This is a genomic window from Streptomyces spongiae, assembly GCF_009377185.1.
GTDB lineage: Bacteria > Actinomycetota > Actinomycetes > Streptomycetales > Streptomycetaceae > Streptomyces > Streptomyces spongiae.
Genome location: NZ_VJZC01000214.1, coordinates 1 through 15143 on the forward strand (window position 1 = coordinate 1; position 15143 = coordinate 15143).

Genomic DNA, 15143 nt, shown 5'->3' on the forward strand with positions numbered 1-15143 from the left:
GGGGTCGAGGGGGTCGCCGGGGTCGGCACCGTCGATCAGCCAGTCGTTGACCACCGCGCCGGTGCCGCCCGCTACGAACGCCGCCAGATCACGCGCCACCTGCTCGTCCAGCTCACCGAACAGCTGCCGTACGGTCTTCTCGTTGGCGGAGCTGAACAGGCTGTTCAGCGTCCTGGTCATGGCGAAGGCGCACGAACCGGTGAGCATCGCGCGGTAGAAGGACCGGTGCGCCGCGAAGTGCCGCGCCATCGCCAGGACTCCCGCGAAAGCGTCACCGCCGTCTTCGGCCTCGGCCTCGGCCTCGGCGAGGAGTTCCCGCCTGACCAGATCGGCGGCCGCCTCCACGAGCAGTACGTCCCGGTCGCCGAACTGCAGATAGAGCACCTGCCGGCTGACATCCGCGGCCTCGGTGAGGTCGGTGACCGGGATGGCGGTGGTGCCACGCTCGGACACCAGCCGTACGGCAGCGGTCATCAGAGCGGCCCGTGAGCGAAGCGCACGGCGGTCCTGGCTGCGGGGTGGTCCGGTGGGTTCAGGCTGCATGCCAGTGATAATATACAGGTGTTAATAAATAGGCGAGTGTCAAATAGTTGCTTGGGTTGTTCGCCGTACCAGGTCCACCCAGGTGGCCTGGAGGCGTTCGACGGGGACTTCGCATCCGGTGTGCAGGTAGTCCGTCGTCTCGAAGGTCGCGAAGGCGAGCAGGGCGTGGGCGAGCATGTCGTGGTCCCCGTCGACTCCTGTCTCTCGCAGGAGATTTGAGACGTGCTGGTGGAAGGCACGGCCAGTGTCGGAGGCGTGGCGGCGTTCGTGGAGCACCTGGCGCCCGAGCGCGGCGCCCAGGTCCGCGTCGGCGGCGATGCGCTCGATCAGCGCACCGCCGAACGCCTCCAGCCGGTCCCTCGGGGGTGCGCCCGGGCCCAGCGGCGGGGCGCCTTCGGTGTACGCCTCCTGGAACTCGGCCTCGGCCTCACCGAGGAGGGCGAGCAGGAGCCCGTCGCGGTCGCCGAACCGGCGGAAGAGCGTGCCCTTGCCGACTCCGGCGACCTCTGCGACCTCCCGCATCGTCACGTGCTCGGCCCCGTGCTCGGCCACCAGCCGGGCTGCCGCCTCCAGCAGCCGGGCACGGTTGCGGGCAGCATCGGCGCGCTCGGCGGCACTGCCGCCCGGTGGGTCCATCACGGTGTTCCTGTCACTTGTGCGTACACGCTGCGTTCCTGTCGCTTGTGCGTACACGCTGCGTTCCTCTCGCTTGTGCGTACACGCTGCCGTCGTCGATCCGCACCGGGTACACGGGAGCAGGACGGGTCGTCGGCCGGTCGGAAGCGATCAAGGGGTGAGCTGCTGGTGCCCTATGACCGAGAGCAGTTCGAGCTTGCTGTGGCTTTCCGTGCCGGGGCGGGTGGTCAGCACCACCAGGGTCTGGGCGCGGTTGTCCGTGAACAGGACCTGAGCATCGACGTCGATGCGGCCGAGTTCGGGATGGAGGATGGTCTTGCCCTCGTCGTAGCGCTGGGCGACCTCCTGGAGTTCCCACAGGCGGACGAACTCGGGGCTGTGTTCCTGGAGTTCGGCGAGGATCCGGGCGGCTCGGGAGACGTCGCTGCCGGCTGACAGCGCGGCCCGCAGGCGGGCTGCCTGGGCGCGGCCGTGGCGTTCGTGGTCCTCCTCGGGGTACACCAGGCGCTCGGCGGGGTCCATGAACCAGCGGTAGTAGGCGCTGCGGGCCAGGCCGGTGTGGCGGGCCTGGTCACCGAGCAGGGCGATGGCCAGCGGGTTCATCGCGAGGGTGTCGGCCATGTCGGTCAGCACCAGGGCCGGGGAGTCGTCCAGGCGGTCCAGGACGCGCATCAGGGTCGGTGTGACGTGCTCGGAGCGCTGGAAACGGGCCGGGGCGTTGTGGCCGATGAGGACGAAGAGATGGTCGCGCTCGTCCAGGGTCAGCCGCAGTGCCCGGGCGAGGGCGGTGGTGATCTGGACGGAGGGCTGCGGGGCCCGCTGCTGTTCCAGGCGGGCGTAGTAGTCGGTGGACATGCCGGCGAGCTGCGCGACCTCCTCGCGGCGCAGCCCCTGGGTACGCCTGCGCGGCCCCTCGACCAGCCCGACGTCGCGGGGCCGCAACGTCTCACGCCGGTGGCGCAGGAACTCCGCCAGTTCCTTTTTCTCCATGCCCTTCATCCTCGCCGCATCCCGCCCCGCTATCCAGAGACCGCCGATCCATGGCTGAGCATCCGGCAGCCGGCAACCGGCGACCGCGCCCGGCCACTCCTCGGTGTCTCCGTCACCGGAACCCGGCGTCTCGGATCGGGGCCGTAGCAGATGGCGCTGATGGTCACTTGACCTGTATGACCCGCTTGGAAATCCGCCAGCCGTCGGCCGTGCGGCGCAGGTCGTCGGCGTAGGCGACGCTGACGACAGTGCCACCGTCCACGACGCCCAGCGCCTTGGACCGGACCCGGGCCTCGTCGCCCGGCCCCTCCGACACGACGATGTTCGTCGTGTGATGAGCGCTCGCGTGCCCGTCGGCGCCCAGAACGGAAGCGATCGACTCCAGCCCGACGACCGGCTCGAAGCCGAAGACGCTTCCGTCCCATTCCGCGTCTTCCGTGAGGACCTCGCCGAGACGGCCCAGCTCGCGGTCGTCCATGATGTGGCCCCACAGGGCCAGCACCCGTGCTATTTCGACGGTGTCTTCATGGGTGGGTTTCATGCCGGATCTTCCTGTCTCGATGGTGCGGGGAGGAAACGCGTGGCTGCGGGCGGCGTCGCTCAGACGCCGCTGAGCATGGCGAGGACGTTGTCGTAGGAGCCGTTGGCCTCCGCGTCGCGCACGAACCGGGCGCGCTCCACGACAAGCTCCTTCGCGTCGGGCTTCTCGCGCAGGAGGTCGAGGGTCTCGGTGAGGAAGTCGTCCAACGGCATGGAGTTCTCGTCGTCCTGCTGGCCCAGCAGGGTCGTGCGCACACCCGGCGGGGCCACCTCGATCACCTGGACGCCGGCGTCGGCGCCCACGAGCTGCACGCGCAGGCTCTCGGAGAAGGAGTGCAGCGCGGCCTTGGTCGCGTTGTAGGTGGGCGTGATCGGCAGCGGTACGAACGCCAGCGCGGAGGTGACGTTCACGACGACCGCGTCCTCCTTGCCCACCAGCAGCGGCAGGAAGGCGTACGTCATCCGGATCGTGCCGAGCAGGTTGACCGTGACGTGGTCCTCGGCAACCGGCAGCGAGGCCGGGTCGAGGAGGTCCTCCCGCAGCATGATGCCGGCGTTGTTGACCAGGACGTTCAGCTCGGGGTGGCTCGCCGTCACCGTGTCGCGGGCCCGGGCGATCGAGTCGGGGTCCGCGACGTCGAGGACGAGCGCGTCGATGCCCGCGTGCTCGGCCGTGATCTCGTCGAGCAGTTCCTTGCGCCGGCCCGCGACGATCACCTTGTTGCCGGCCTCGTGCAGGCGCAGGGCCAGGCCGAGCCCGATGCCCGAGGTACCGCCGGTGATCAGGATCGTGTTGCCGGTCATCTTCATGGGGGTCTCTCTCCTTCGCTGCGACGGGTTCACTGCGACGGGCCGGTGAGCGCCCGCGGCCTCGACCGTAGGAGCGTCCGCGCAGGGCCGGGAGAGGAAGGTTTATCCATGGATCGGCGGTCTCTGCCTGGTGGAGGCCGGGTTGCCGGCTGTCGCGCCGGCCCAGTTGATCGGCGGGCGTGCGGGCGGTGCCAGGCGACGAGCGTCGCAGGGCCCAGGAAACCACGCCGTTCGCCGCGCCCTCAGCGAACTCGATCTCGATCCGCCCCCCTTGTACGCCCTGGTGCCAACTGCGAGACGACCAACGCGTCTTCGCCCTCTCCCGCGTTCACCGCGTCACGCCCGCGTACCCGAGGCACCACTACGATCGCCGGTCATGGACTGGCTGGAGCGCACCGCGAAACTGAGGCAGTGGACGAGAAGCGGGACCCGCGCTCCGCACAAGCCGCTGCTGTTCCTGTACGCCCTCGGCCGGTTCCAGCAGGATGCCGGCGGCGAACTGCGGTACAGCGCGGTGGAGGAGGATCTCAAGCGGCTGCTGGACGAGTACGGGCCGTCCAACAGGACGACTCCCTCCTACCCGTTCCACCATCTGGTGAGCGACGGTGTGTGGGAGGTGCGCACCGACCGCGGGACGGGCAGCCCCGGCAGCGGGGTGCGGGAGCTGCGGTCGACGGGGGCCGCGGGGCGGCTGGCGCCGGAGCTGCGGGCGGCGCTGCGGCGTGAGCCGGAGCTACTCGGCCGGATGGCGCGGGTGCTGCTCGACCTGCACTTCCCGCCCTCGCTCCACGGCGAACTGTGCGAGTCCGTCGGCCTGGAGCTGGAGCCCGCGGAGACCGGACAGCTCGCAGCCGTGCGCAGGCGGCGGGACCCGCGGATGCGTGAGCGGGTCCTGACGGCCTACGAGTACCGGTGCGCCTTCTGCGGCTACGACGGCAGCATCGGCGCGGTGCCGGTCGGGCTGGAGGCCGCGCACGTGCGCTGGTGGGCGTTCGACGGCCCGGACGACGTCGACAACGGAGTGTGCCTGTGCTCGCTGCACCACAAGCTCTTCGACAAGGGCGTCCTCGGTATCGGTGACAGCCACCGCGTCCTGGTCTCGCAGCGCTTCGTCGGCCACAGTCCCTCCGCCCGCGAGTACGTCATAGCGCTCGCCGGCCGCCCGCTCGTCGGACCGCAGCCGGGCGCCCGCCCCGTCGCGGCGATCCACCGCTCCTGGCACACCAGCCAGGTCTTCCACGGCAGCCCACGCCCCGCCACGGCCGCCTGACCGTCGAGTCGTCGGCCCCTGCGGTTCTGGGCCCAGCCTTGGTCACCCGTTGCCGGCCGGGAGTGCGCGCGCCCGCGCCCGCGCCCGTCCGAACCGGTCGGCCGCCTCCGCGAGGTCCACGATCGGGGCGGGGTAGTCCTCGGGTTCGGGGAGCCAGCGGCGTACGTACTCGCCGTGGGGGTCGAAACGGCGGGCCTGGATCAGGGGGTTGAGGACGCGGTTCGGGCGGGTGTCCGTGCCGGTGCCGGCGGTCCACTGCCAGTTGAGCTGGTTGTTCGCGATGTCGCCGTCCACGAGGAGGTCGAGGAAGTGGCGGGCGCCCACCCGCCAGTCCACGTACAGCGTCTTGGTGAGGAAGCTCGCCGTGAGCAGGCGGGCGCGGCCCGGCATCCAGCCCTCGTGGCGCAGTTGCCGCATGGCCGCGTCGACGACGGGGTAGCCCGTGCGGCCCTCCCGCCAGGCCTCGATCTCCTTCGTGGCGTGGCGCCAGTGGTCGTGCCGTGGGCGGTAGTCGTGGTCGGCGGCGTCGGGGCGGGCCGCCAGGACCTGGTGGTGGAAGTCCCGCCAGGCCAGCTGGCGGACGAAGGCGTGCGCCCCGGGGTTGTCCTGTGCGCGGGCCCGGTGGAGCAGTTCGGTGGGTGAGAGGCAGCCGAAGTGCACGTAGGGGGAGAGCCGGGAGGTCGCGTCGGCGGCCAGGTCGTCGTGCTGGTCCTCGTACGCGGCCAGCGGGCCGGAGAGCCAGGCGCGCAGCCTGCGGCGGGCCTCGGTCTCACCGCCCGTGGGCAGACCTGGTGATGTGGCGCCCGGCGCCACGGACTTCGCGCTCGGCAGGTCGGCCGAGCGGACGTCCGGTACGCGTACCGCGTCCGGTGCCCGCAGTACGCGGCGTACGGAGAAGTCCTCCCAGCGGCGGAAGTACGGGGTGAAGACCGCGAAGTGGTCCTTGCCCGCGGGCGTCAGCGCCCCTGGGGGGACGACGGTGAGCGAGGCGTCGTGGACGCGTAGTTCTCGTCCGTCGCCCGACAGCCGCGCACGCAGCCGGTCCTCGCGCCGCGCCGCGTACCGGCTCACACCCGCCGCGATGTGCACGGCTCCGGCCCCGGTCTCCGCCGCCACCCGGCAGGTCTCGTCGACCACGTCACCGGCGCGCACCACCAGTCGGCCGCCCCGGGCGCGCAGGGCCGCGTCGAGGTCGGCCAGGCTGTCGGCGAGGAACGCCGCTCGGTTGGGTACGGCGAAGCCGGTGCGGTGGATGCCGGTGTCGACGACGAAGAGCGGGACCACGCGTTCCGCGTCCTTCAGGGCGGCCGACAGGACCGGGTTGTCGTGCACCCGCAGGTCCGCGGTGAACAGGGCGACCGAGACGCGCACGCTTCCTCGCCTCCTCGCTTCCTCAGGGCGTACGGGCAGGTTTCAGGCGTACATGCAGATTTCAGGTCGTACAGGCAGGCTTCACGGCGTCCGGGCAGGTTCCGGAACCGCCGACTCCGCCGCGACCGCGATGTTACGGGCCATGCCGCCGAACACCGCGGCGTGGAAGGGCGACACGCCCCACCAGTAGGCGTGCCCGACCAGGCCGTGCGGATGGAACATGGCCCGCTGCCGGTACACCGTGCGCCCCCGCTGGTCCCGGTCGACGGCCATCTCCAGCCAGGCCAGGCCCGGCAGCCGCATCTCCGCGCGCAGCCGCAGCAGCCGGCCCGGCTCGATCTCCTCCACGCGCCAGAAGTCCAGGCTGTCGCCGATGCGCAACCGGGTGGCGTCGCGGCGGCCCCGGCGCAGGCCCACACCGCCCACCAGCTTGTCCAGCCATCCCCTCAGGGACCAGGCGAGCGGCGAGGAGTACCAGCCGTTCTCGCCGCCGATCGCCTCCACCACCCGCCACAGCGCCTGCGGCGACGCCGCGACCGTACGCTCACGGTGGTCGGTGTAGAGGCTTCCGCCCGCCCAGTCGGGGTCGGTCGGCAGCGGGTCGCTGGGCGCGTGGGGAGTCGAGGCCGAGGACCACCGGGTGGACACGTCCGCGTCCTGGACGCGCCGGAGCGCCAGCCGGATCGCCCGGTCGAGGCTGACCGGTCCCTCCGGCGGCTCGGGCACGTACCGGACGATGTCCCGCTCGGCACAGACCACCTCGTACTTCAGTGACTCGACCAGCGGGCGCGCGAGGGCGCCCGGCACCGGGGTGACCAGGCCGACCCAGAGGCTGGACAGCCGGGGGGTGAGCAGCGGCACGGGGACGATCACGCGTTTCGGCAGGCCGGCGACGGCCGCGTACCGCCGCATCATGTGCTCGTACGTGACGACGTCCGGCCCGCCGATGTCGAAGGCGCGGTTCACGTCGTCCGGCAGCCGCGCGCACCCCACGAGCAGGCGGAGCACGTCGCGGACGGCGATCGGCTGGATGCGGACGCGCACCCAGCTCGGGGTCACCATCGCGGGGAGCCGCTCGGTCAGATACCGCAGCATCTCGAACGAGGCCGAGCCCGAACCGATGATCACCGCTGCGCGCAGTACGGCCGTCGGCACGCCCGAGGCCAGCAGGACGCGGCCCACTTCGGCGCGGGAGCGCAGGTGGGGCGACAGCGCGTGCTCGGGCACTCCGGACGGGGTCAGCCCGCCGAGGTAGACGATCCGCCGGATTCCCGAGGCGCGCGCCTGCTCGCCGAAGATCCTGGCCGCGCGCCGGTCGGTCTCCTCGAACCCCCGCCCGCTGCCCAGCGCGTGCACCAGGTAGTACGCGACGTCCATGCCCTCCATCGCGGCGCGCACGGACGCCTCGTCCGTGACGTCCCCGCGCACGACCTCCGCCTGCCCGGCCCACGGGTGGTCGCGCAGCTTGTCCGGGGAACGGGCCAGGCAGCGTACGGAGTGGCCTGCGGCCAGCAGCTCGGGCACCAGCCGACCGCCCAGGTAACCGGTGGCGCCAGTGACCAGGCAGCGGGGTGGCGGCCGGTCGTTCTCGGTCGTCATACCGGCTCGCTCTCGGTCATACGTGCCTGTCCCTCCCGGCCCATGTTTGGGCGCGGGACCGAGCCCCGCAACCTCACAGCGGCACTCAGGCCCCGTCCGGCTGGCACCGCGGGCACCACACCGTGCCGCGGCCCGCCATCCGGGACCGGTGCAGGGGGGCTCCGCAGCGCGGGCAGATCGGGTCGGGGTCGTCGCGGTGACCGGTGAGCCAGGAGTCCCGCGGCGGCACGCAGCCCGCGGTGACCGCCGAGCGCAGGGTGCGGCGCATCTGGGTGTACAGGCGGCGGCGGTCGGGCTCGGTGAGGTCGTTCGCCCGGACGGTGGGGCGCAGCCTCGCGCGCCACAGGATCTCGTCGGCCAGCAGATTGCCGAGTCCGGCGAGGGCGGTCTGGTCGGTGAGGACCGTCTTGACCCTGCCGCGGTGTGAGGAGAGCACGGCCGCGAACTCCGCGCGGTCCACCGCCATCGCGTCGGGCCCCTGGTCGTCCAGCAGCCGCGCGACCTCGGTGTCGTCGTCGGCCAGCCAGAGGCCCCGGAGCTTGCGCTGGTCGCGGTAGCGGAGCTGACGCTCGCCGCTCAGGGTGAGCAGGACACGGTCGTGGGCCTCGACCGCGTCGTCGGGAGAGCCGCAGACCAGGCTGCCGGTCATCCCGAAGTGCAGCAGGAGAGTGGGGCCGCCGGTGCGGGCGAGCAGCCACTTCCCGTGCCGCTCCGGCCGGGTGAAGCGCCGGCCCACCAGCGCGTCACGCAGCCGCCGCGCGCTGACGCCGTGCAGGACGCCCGTGTCGCGTACGACGACGTGCTGGACGGCCCGGCCCTTCGCGCAGGACTCGAGCATCTCGCGGAACTTCTCGACGTCTGGCAGCTCGGGCATGGCGGACGTCCTTCACTCAGGAACGCGCACAGGAACGCGCAGAGGAACGCGCACAGGAACGCACACGTCCATGGTGGCCCCCTTGCCCCGTTGACGCGTGCTCTACGGTTCCTCGTCCCCGAAGGACAGCGCGTCCAGGTCCCCGTCGAAACCCTCCGTGCCCAGGAACATCAGCTCCAAGGCGTCGGGTCCGCGGTCCCCGGGGCCGCCCGGGCCGTGCAGTGCCTGCTCGGTCCAGATGCACTTGCCCCTGGGGGTGTAGCGCGTGCCCCAGCGTTGCGAGAGCGCCGTGATCAGTTGCAGTCCGCGGCCGCCCTCGTCGGTGTCCGTGGCGCGGCGGATGCGGGGCATCGTGAGGCTGCCGTCGAAGACCTCGCAGATCAGCTCGGGGCCGTGCAGCAGACGCAGGCTGACCGGGCCCTTGGCGTGGCGCACGACGTTGCCCACCAGTTCGCTGGCCAGCAGTTCCGTGGTGGGGGTCAGGTCGTCCAGGCCCCAGGCGGAGAGTTGCTCGCGGACGTGGCGGCGGGCCTGACCGGCCGCCTTCGGGTCCTCGGCGAGCGGCCAGGAGGCCATCCTGTCCCCGGTCAGGGCATGCAGGCGGGCCACGAGGAGGGCCGCGTCGTCGGCGGCCTGGTGCTCGGCGGGGAGCAGGCCGGCCGTCAGGGTGTCGCAGAGGCGCTCCAGGTCCGCGCCGGTGCCGTCCCCGTTGGCGGTGCGCAGAAGCCGTGCCAGGTCCGCCATGCCCTCGTCGATCTCGCGTTTCGCCGACTCGACGAGGCCGTCGGTGTAGAGCACGAGCAGGCTTCCCTCCGGCACCGCCAGCTCGACCGTCTCGAACGGTGGCTTCGCCGCGCCCAGTGGTGGGTCGGCGGCCAGCGGCGGAAAGTGCACGGTGCCGTCGGGGTGTACCAGGGCGGGGGGCGGGTGCCCGGCGCGGGCGATGGAGCAGACCTGGGTGGTGGAGTCGTAGAGCGCGTACAGGCAGGTCACGTACGACTCCTCGCCCATGTCGCCGACGATGTCGTTGAGGTGACTCATGATTTCGTCGGGGGGCAGTTCGAGGTCGGCCAGGGTGTGCACGGCCGTGCGCAGTCGGCCCATGGTGGCCGCCTCGGGCAGGCCGTGGCCCATGACGTCGCCGACGACGAGGGCGACCTGGCCGCTGGAGAGCGGGATGACGTCGTACCAGTCGCCGCCCACGTCCATGCCCTGTCCGGCGGGCAGGTAGCGGGCGGCGGCCTCGCACGCGGCCAGGTCGGGCAGGCCCGTGGGGAGCAGGCTGCGCTGGAGTTCGCGGGACCGGGCGTGCTCGGCGTCGTAGAGACGGGCCCGCTCCAGGGCCTGCGCGACGAGGGCGTTGATCGTGGTCAGCAGCGTGCGCTCGTCGTCGGTGAGCCGGCGCGGACGGTCGAAGGCCACGACGCACACGCCGAACGTGTGGCCGGACGCCGTCAGCGGCAGGAACGCCCATGCCTGCTTGGCGGCGACCCGGGGCAGGCCGGCCTGGCCGGGCGCGTACGCGGCGTACTCCTCCGGCGAGGACAGGAACACCGGTGTGCCGGACGAGATCACATCCCAGGACGGGCCGCAGGTCCCCGGGGGGCGGTTGTTCACGAGGGCGAGGAAGTCGTCCGAGTAGCCGACGGCCCCGACGTTGTGGAGTCGGTCGTCCTCGACGGCCTGCACCAGGAGTCCGGTGGCGTCGAACGGCGGCAGCACCCGCCGGGCGACCGCTTCCACCACGTCCCGTGAGGTCGTCGCCTTGGCGAGAGCCTCGGTCAGCTCCGCGATCCGGGCCGAACGCTCGGACGCGGCCAGCTGCGCCGCCCGGCGCTCCTCGTTCAGGCGCCGCCTCTCGGTGACGTCGGTGAAGTAGAGGGTGCGGCCGTCGGGCCCCGGGACGAGCCGCAGGTGGTAGCGGCGCCCGTCCGGCATGCGTACGTCGAAGTTGGCGGCCTTCTCCTCGGCCGCGGCCTTCCGGCAGCGGCTCTCCAGGCCGGGTGCCAGCCGTGCGGTGGGCAGGTCCCACAGGACGCGCCCGAACAGCTCCTCCTCGGAGAAGCCCAGCGTGCGCTCCGCCTCCAGGTTGGCGAAGGTGATCCGCCAGTCGTCGTCCACCGCCAGGAAGCCGTCGCTCATATGGCGAAGGGCCCTGCTGAGCGCGTCACGGGCGGAACGGGGCTCGTTACTGTCCCAGCCCACGCCGATCATCCGGAACGGTTCGCCGTTCTCGTCGTACGTGGCCCTGCCGCGGGCCTGCGTCCAGCCCCAGGTGCCGTCCAGTTTACGCACCCGGTACTCGGCCTCGTAGACGCCGTGGTCACGTATCGCCCGCTGGGCGGCCGCCAGGGTCGGCGCCAGGTCGTCGGGGTGGACGATCCGCATCCAGTTCTCGATCTTGCCGGTGAAGTCGGCCGGTCTGGTGCCGTAGAGCTCCAGGGCGGCCTCGTCCCAGATCAGGTCGCCGGTCTGGATGTTCCAGTCCCACGAGCCGACGCTGACCTCCTTCAGTGCCTGCCGCAGGCGCTCGCCGTTCAGCTCCGCCTGTACGGGTCCGGACGGTGGGGGTGCCTGGGCCATGCGTTCCTCGGTCCAGGCGACGACGGCCCGCAGGAAGTCCCACTGCTCCGGGCCGGGTTCGCCCCGGTCGCCCATCAGGACGGTGAGCGCGCCGATGCTGCGGTCCCCGCTGAACAGCGGGAGGGCGGCCAGGCCGGTGCCGGGCCACTGGATGTCGCCCACGGGTTCCGCCGAAGTCCCGGGGGGATCGGCGGATGTGAACGGCGCCCATACGCCACGGCCCTGGTCCTGGTGCAGGGCGCGGGCCGGGGCCAGTGGGCCCTCCTGGTCGACGATCTCCCAGGGGCGGGTGAGGCCGGGAGGGAGCCCGGTCACCGACACCAGACGCAGCGCGGACATGGGGCCGCGCAGATGAATCGTTCCCCCCAGGGCGTCCAGTTCGCCCACCGCGTGCTGGAGCGTCAGCCGGAAGACCTCGCTCTCCGCGAGACCGGGATCCACCGTGCTGAGCAGGGCCAGCCGTGCGTTCATGCGGAGATTTTAACGTTGTCACACGAATCAGTGCAGTGCGTTACCGGAATCTCGCGTTCGGTTCAGTCTCCGGTTCGGTCTCTGGTTCGGTCTCCAATTCGTCTTCGGTTCGTCTTCGGTTCCGACCCGCGCCTCAATACGCCTGATACGGGATAATTCAGTCACCGTACCCGGAGGTGATTACCGGTCAACTGGGCGGGACATGCGGTAACGACCTATGAATACAGGCATGGACATCGGCGTTTTCATCCCCATCGGCAACAACGGCTGGCTCATATCGAAGAGCTCCCCGCAGTACATGCCGAGCTTCGAGCTGAACAAGGCCATCGTGCAGAAGGCGGAGGAGCACGGGCTCGACTTCGCCCTGTCGATGATCAAGCTCAAGGGCTTCGGCGGCGAGACCGAGTTCTGGGACCACAACCTGGAGTCGTTCACACTCATGGCGGGCCTGGCCGCCGTGACGGACCGCATCAAGCTGTACGCCTCGACACCGATCCTCGCGCTGCCGCCCGCGATCGTCGCGCGCATGGCCGTGACCGTCGACTCGATCGCCCCCGGCCGGTTCGGCGTCAACATCGTCACCGGCTGGGCACCCGGCGAGTACTCCCAGATGGGCCTGTGGCCGGGGGACGACCACTTCGGCGACCGCTACGCCCGCGCCGCCGAGTACGTCACCGTGATGAAGGACCTCTGGAGCGAGGGCGTCAGCAACTTCAAGGGCGACTTCTACGAGATGGACGACTGCGTGCTGTCTCCCCGCCCGGCGAACGGGCACATCGACATCGTCGCCGCCGGGCAGAGCGGCACCGGCATGAAGTTCGCCGCCGAGCACGCCGACTTCAGCTTCATCCTGGGCAGCGGCGTCAACACCCCGCTCGGGCTCTCGGGTTCCACGGCGACGCTCGTGGAGGCGGCTCGGCAGACCGGCCGGGACGTCGGCGCGCTCTCGCTGTTCATGGTCATCGCGGCCGAGACCGACGAGGCCGCCCAGGCGAAGTGGAAGGACTACCACGACAACGCGGACCTCGCGGCGCTGGCGTACATGGCGGGGGAGTCGGCCTCGGACAAGGCCGCCGACGGCTCCTCGACCGCCAGGACCATCTCGCTGCCCGAGGGCGCCGTGAACTTCAACATGGGCACGCTCGTGGGCTCGTACGAGACCGTCGCGAGGATGCTCGACGAGGTCGCCGAGGTCACCGGCACCAAGGGGATCATGCTGGTCTTCGACGACTTCCTCAAGGGCATCGAGGACTTCGGTACGCGCATCCAGCCGCTGATGAAGTCCAGGGAGGGCCGCGCGGCTGCGGCCTGAGACCGGCGGGCCTGCGCGTGTGCGAGCTGCGAGCACTCACCCACCAGAATCACACAAAGTCCGACGGAGACATTGCTCGGGTTCTGTTCGGAGTCCTAGGGTGAGGCTCGCTCAGCAGTTGCCTCCGATATCACCAGTTGCGATCTGACTCGACATCAACTTCCGCTCCGCACGGCGAGTTGAGCCCTGCCGGCTCGGATGCTCCCCTCAGTCCGTGCAGCGCCTGTCGTACCGAGGAAGGCCCCGGTCATGCCGCACCCGCACGACGCGCACAGCTCGCACAGCCAGTCCGACTCGCACAGCTCGCACAGCCGGCCCAGCTCGCACCTGTCTCCCCTCCACCGGCCGCCGGTCGTCAGCCGCCGACGTCTCCTGGAGGGTGGAGCGGCCGTCCTCGGTGCGCTCGCCCTGGCCCCGTCGTCCGCCTCGGCCCTCCCGGCCGGCCCGCGCACGGCGGCCGACGGCACCCCGGAGTGGAACGGCAACATCGACCTCTTCCAGGTCGGAACCCAGCCGCCCCACACCACACTCATGCCGTACGCGGACGTCAAACAAGCGCTGGACGGTGACCGCACGCGCTCCCCGTACCGGCTGAGCCTCGACGGGAAGTGGAAGTTCGCCTACGCCGACCGGCCCGACGACCGGGACGCCGACTTCCATCGCACCGACGTCGACGACAGCGACTGGGACACCATCCCCGTCCCCTCCGTCTGGCAGATGCACGGCCACGACCGCCCGATCTTCGTCAACATCACCTACCCGTGGTGGGGGCCCAACGGGCTCGGCGAGGAAGCGCAACCCCCGGCGGCACCGACGCGCTACAACCCGGTGGGGCAGTACAGACGGACCTTCACCGTGCCGCGCGGCTGGGCGGGACGACGGACCTTCCTGCACTTCGAAGGGGTCAAGTCCGCGCACTACGTATGGATCAACGGCGAGTTGGTGGGGTACGCCGAGGACTCGTTCACCCCCGCCGAGTACGACATCACCCCGCACCTCAAGTCCGGCACCAACCAGATCGCGGTGGAGGTGTACCGCTTCTCCGACGGGGACTGGCTGGAGGACCAGGACATGATCCGGCTGAGCGGGATCTTCCGCTCGGTCTACCTCTACTCCACGCCGGACGTCCACCTGCGCGACTTCAAGCTGGACACCCCGCTGAGCGACGACTACACGGCCGCCGAGCTGTCCGTGACCGCCAACGTACGGTCGTACGACGGCCGGGACGAAGGCCGGTACTCCGTGGAGACCCAGCTCTACGACGACCGCGGCCACGCCGTCTGGTCCCGGCCGCTCCAGCAGTCCGTCGACCTCTCGTCCTCCCCCGCCGGTGACGACGTGACCGTACGGGCGAGCAAGGCCGTGCCCTCCCCCAGACTCTGGTCGGCCGAGCACCCGAACCTCTACACCGCGGTACTCCGCCTCCGAGACCCGGCCGGGAAGGTGATCGAGACGCTCTCGCACCGCGTCGGCCTCCGCGAGTTCGCGCTCAAGGACGGGCTGATGCGGATCAACGGCAAGCCCGTGTCCTTCCGCGGCACGAACCGCCACGAGATGCACCCCGACGTCGGCATGTCGCTCACCCGCGCGCACATGGTCAAGGACGTCGAGGTCATCAAGCGGATGAACATGAACACGGTCCGCACCTCGCACTACCCCAACAACCCGATCTGGTACGAACTCGCCGACGAGTACGGCCTGTACCTCGTCGACGAGACCAACCTCGAGACCCACGGCATCCGCGACGAGTACCCGGGCAACCACCCCGACTGGACCAAGGCGTGCGTGAGCCGCGCCCAGAGCATGGTCCACCGCGACAAGAACCATGCCTCGGTCGTCATCTGGTCGCTCGGGAACGAGGCCGGCGGCGGCAGCACGTTCGTCGCCATGCACGACTGGATCAAGTCGTACGACACCACCCGCGTCGTCCAGTACGAGGGCGACGACCGGCCGACGATCAGCGACATCCGGTCGGAGATGTACGACAACCCGTCCCGCGTCGAGCAGCGCGCGAAGGACACGAACGACACCCGGCCGTACGTCATGATCGAGTACGCCCACGCGATGGGGAACTCGAACGGCAACTTCAAGAAGTACTGGGACCTCGTCCGCCGCCACGACATCCTCCAGGGCGGGTGGGTCTG

The 15143-nt window shown here is 70.9% G+C and carries 12 protein-coding genes; 3 read left to right on the plus strand and 9 right to left on the minus strand.

Annotated features, from left to right (window positions below):
* From FNH08_RS25820 to FNH08_RS25840, 5 genes are all read right to left on the minus strand, one after another.
* On the minus strand, window positions 1–543 hold a 543-nt coding region (locus FNH08_RS25820), incomplete at its 3' end, for a TetR/AcrR family transcriptional regulator (protein WP_152773937.1).
* A gap of 39 nt (window positions 544–582) precedes the next feature.
* The gene (locus FNH08_RS25825) at window positions 583–1179 is read right to left on the minus strand and encodes a TetR/AcrR family transcriptional regulator (RefSeq protein ID WP_152773938.1); all 597 of its coding nucleotides are present in this window, start codon (window positions 1177–1179) and stop codon (window positions 583–585) included.
* Window positions 1180–1329: 150 nt separating this feature from the next.
* Entirely contained in the window at window positions 1330–2169 is an 840-nt protein-coding gene (locus FNH08_RS25830) for a helix-turn-helix transcriptional regulator (protein WP_152773939.1), read from the minus strand.
* A 163-nt stretch (window positions 2170–2332) separates the two neighbouring features.
* The gene (locus FNH08_RS25835) at window positions 2333–2710 is read right to left on the minus strand and encodes a nuclear transport factor 2 family protein (protein ID WP_152773940.1); all 378 of its coding nucleotides are present in this window, start codon (window positions 2708–2710) and stop codon (window positions 2333–2335) included.
* A gap of 59 nt (window positions 2711–2769) precedes the next feature.
* Window positions 2770–3519 carry an SDR family oxidoreductase gene (locus FNH08_RS25840; RefSeq protein WP_152773941.1) on the minus strand — a complete coding sequence of 250 codons (750 nt, stop codon included), beginning with the start codon at window positions 3517–3519 and terminating at the stop codon, window positions 2770–2772.
* A gap of 376 nt (window positions 3520–3895) precedes the next feature.
* On the opposite strand from FNH08_RS25840, the gene FNH08_RS25845 reads away from it, so the two are divergent.
* A complete protein-coding gene (locus tag FNH08_RS25845; protein WP_152773942.1) occupies window positions 3896–4789 on the plus strand; it encodes a phosphorothioated DNA-binding restriction endonuclease in 894 nt (297 codons plus the stop codon).
* A 42-nt stretch (window positions 4790–4831) separates the two neighbouring features.
* Here the strand turns inward: FNH08_RS25845 and FNH08_RS25850 are convergent, their stop codons facing one another.
* The 4 genes from FNH08_RS25850 to FNH08_RS25865 form a co-directional block, all read right to left on the minus strand.
* Window positions 4832–6160: a cryptochrome/photolyase family protein gene (locus FNH08_RS25850; protein ID WP_322725378.1), complete on the minus strand. Its 1329-nt coding sequence runs from the start codon at window positions 6158–6160 to the stop codon at window positions 4832–4834.
* Between the two features lie 81 nt (window positions 6161–6241).
* Window positions 6242–7759, minus strand: a complete 1518-nt coding sequence (locus tag FNH08_RS25855) for an SDR family oxidoreductase (protein ID WP_152773944.1) — start codon at window positions 7757–7759, stop codon at window positions 6242–6244.
* A gap of 85 nt (window positions 7760–7844) precedes the next feature.
* Window positions 7845–8633 carry an Fpg/Nei family DNA glycosylase gene (locus FNH08_RS25860; protein ID WP_152773945.1) on the minus strand — a complete coding sequence of 263 codons (789 nt, stop codon included), beginning with the start codon at window positions 8631–8633 and terminating at the stop codon, window positions 7845–7847.
* Between the two features lie 102 nt (window positions 8634–8735).
* Entirely contained in the window at window positions 8736–11687 is a 2952-nt protein-coding gene (locus FNH08_RS25865) for a SpoIIE family protein phosphatase (protein WP_152773946.1), read from the minus strand.
* Between the two features lie 229 nt (window positions 11688–11916).
* On the opposite strand from FNH08_RS25865, the gene rutA reads away from it, so the two are divergent.
* Both rutA and FNH08_RS25875 read left to right on the plus strand, forming a co-directional pair.
* Window positions 11917–12999, plus strand: a complete 1083-nt coding sequence (gene rutA, locus FNH08_RS25870) for a pyrimidine utilization protein A (protein WP_152773947.1) — start codon at window positions 11917–11919, stop codon at window positions 12997–12999.
* A 249-nt stretch (window positions 13000–13248) separates the two neighbouring features.
* Window positions 13249–15143 (plus strand): glycoside hydrolase family 2 TIM barrel-domain containing protein (locus FNH08_RS25875; RefSeq protein ID WP_322725379.1); only part of this gene is annotated, 1895 nt, incomplete at its 3' end.

Bases quoted from the DNA above. Each gene is read 5' to 3' on its own strand.
- FNH08_RS25825 (WP_152773938.1), bottom strand. From the start codon at position 1,179: ATGGACCCACCGGGCGGCAGTGCCGCCGAGCGCGCCGATGCTGCCCGC.
- FNH08_RS25830 (WP_152773939.1), bottom strand. From the start codon at position 2,169: ATGGAGAAAAAGGAACTGGCGGAGTTCCTGCGCCACCGGCGTGAGACG.
- FNH08_RS25835 (WP_152773940.1), bottom strand. From the start codon at position 2,710: ATGAAACCCACCCATGAAGACACCGTCGAAATAGCACGGGTGCTGGCC.
- FNH08_RS25840 (WP_152773941.1), bottom strand. From the start codon at position 3,519: ATGAAGATGACCGGCAACACGATCCTGATCACCGGCGGTACCTCGGGC.
- FNH08_RS25845 (WP_152773942.1), top strand. From the start codon at position 3,896: ATGGACTGGCTGGAGCGCACCGCGAAACTGAGGCAGTGGACGAGAAGC.
- FNH08_RS25855 (WP_152773944.1), bottom strand. From the start codon at position 7,759: ATGACGACCGAGAACGACCGGCCGCCACCCCGCTGCCTGGTCACTGGC.
- FNH08_RS25860 (WP_152773945.1), bottom strand. From the start codon at position 8,633: ATGCCCGAGCTGCCAGACGTCGAGAAGTTCCGCGAGATGCTCGAGTCC.
- FNH08_RS25865 (WP_152773946.1), bottom strand. From the start codon at position 11,687: ATGAACGCACGGCTGGCCCTGCTCAGCACGGTGGATCCCGGTCTCGCG.
- rutA (WP_152773947.1), top strand. From the start codon at position 11,917: ATGGACATCGGCGTTTTCATCCCCATCGGCAACAACGGCTGGCTCATA.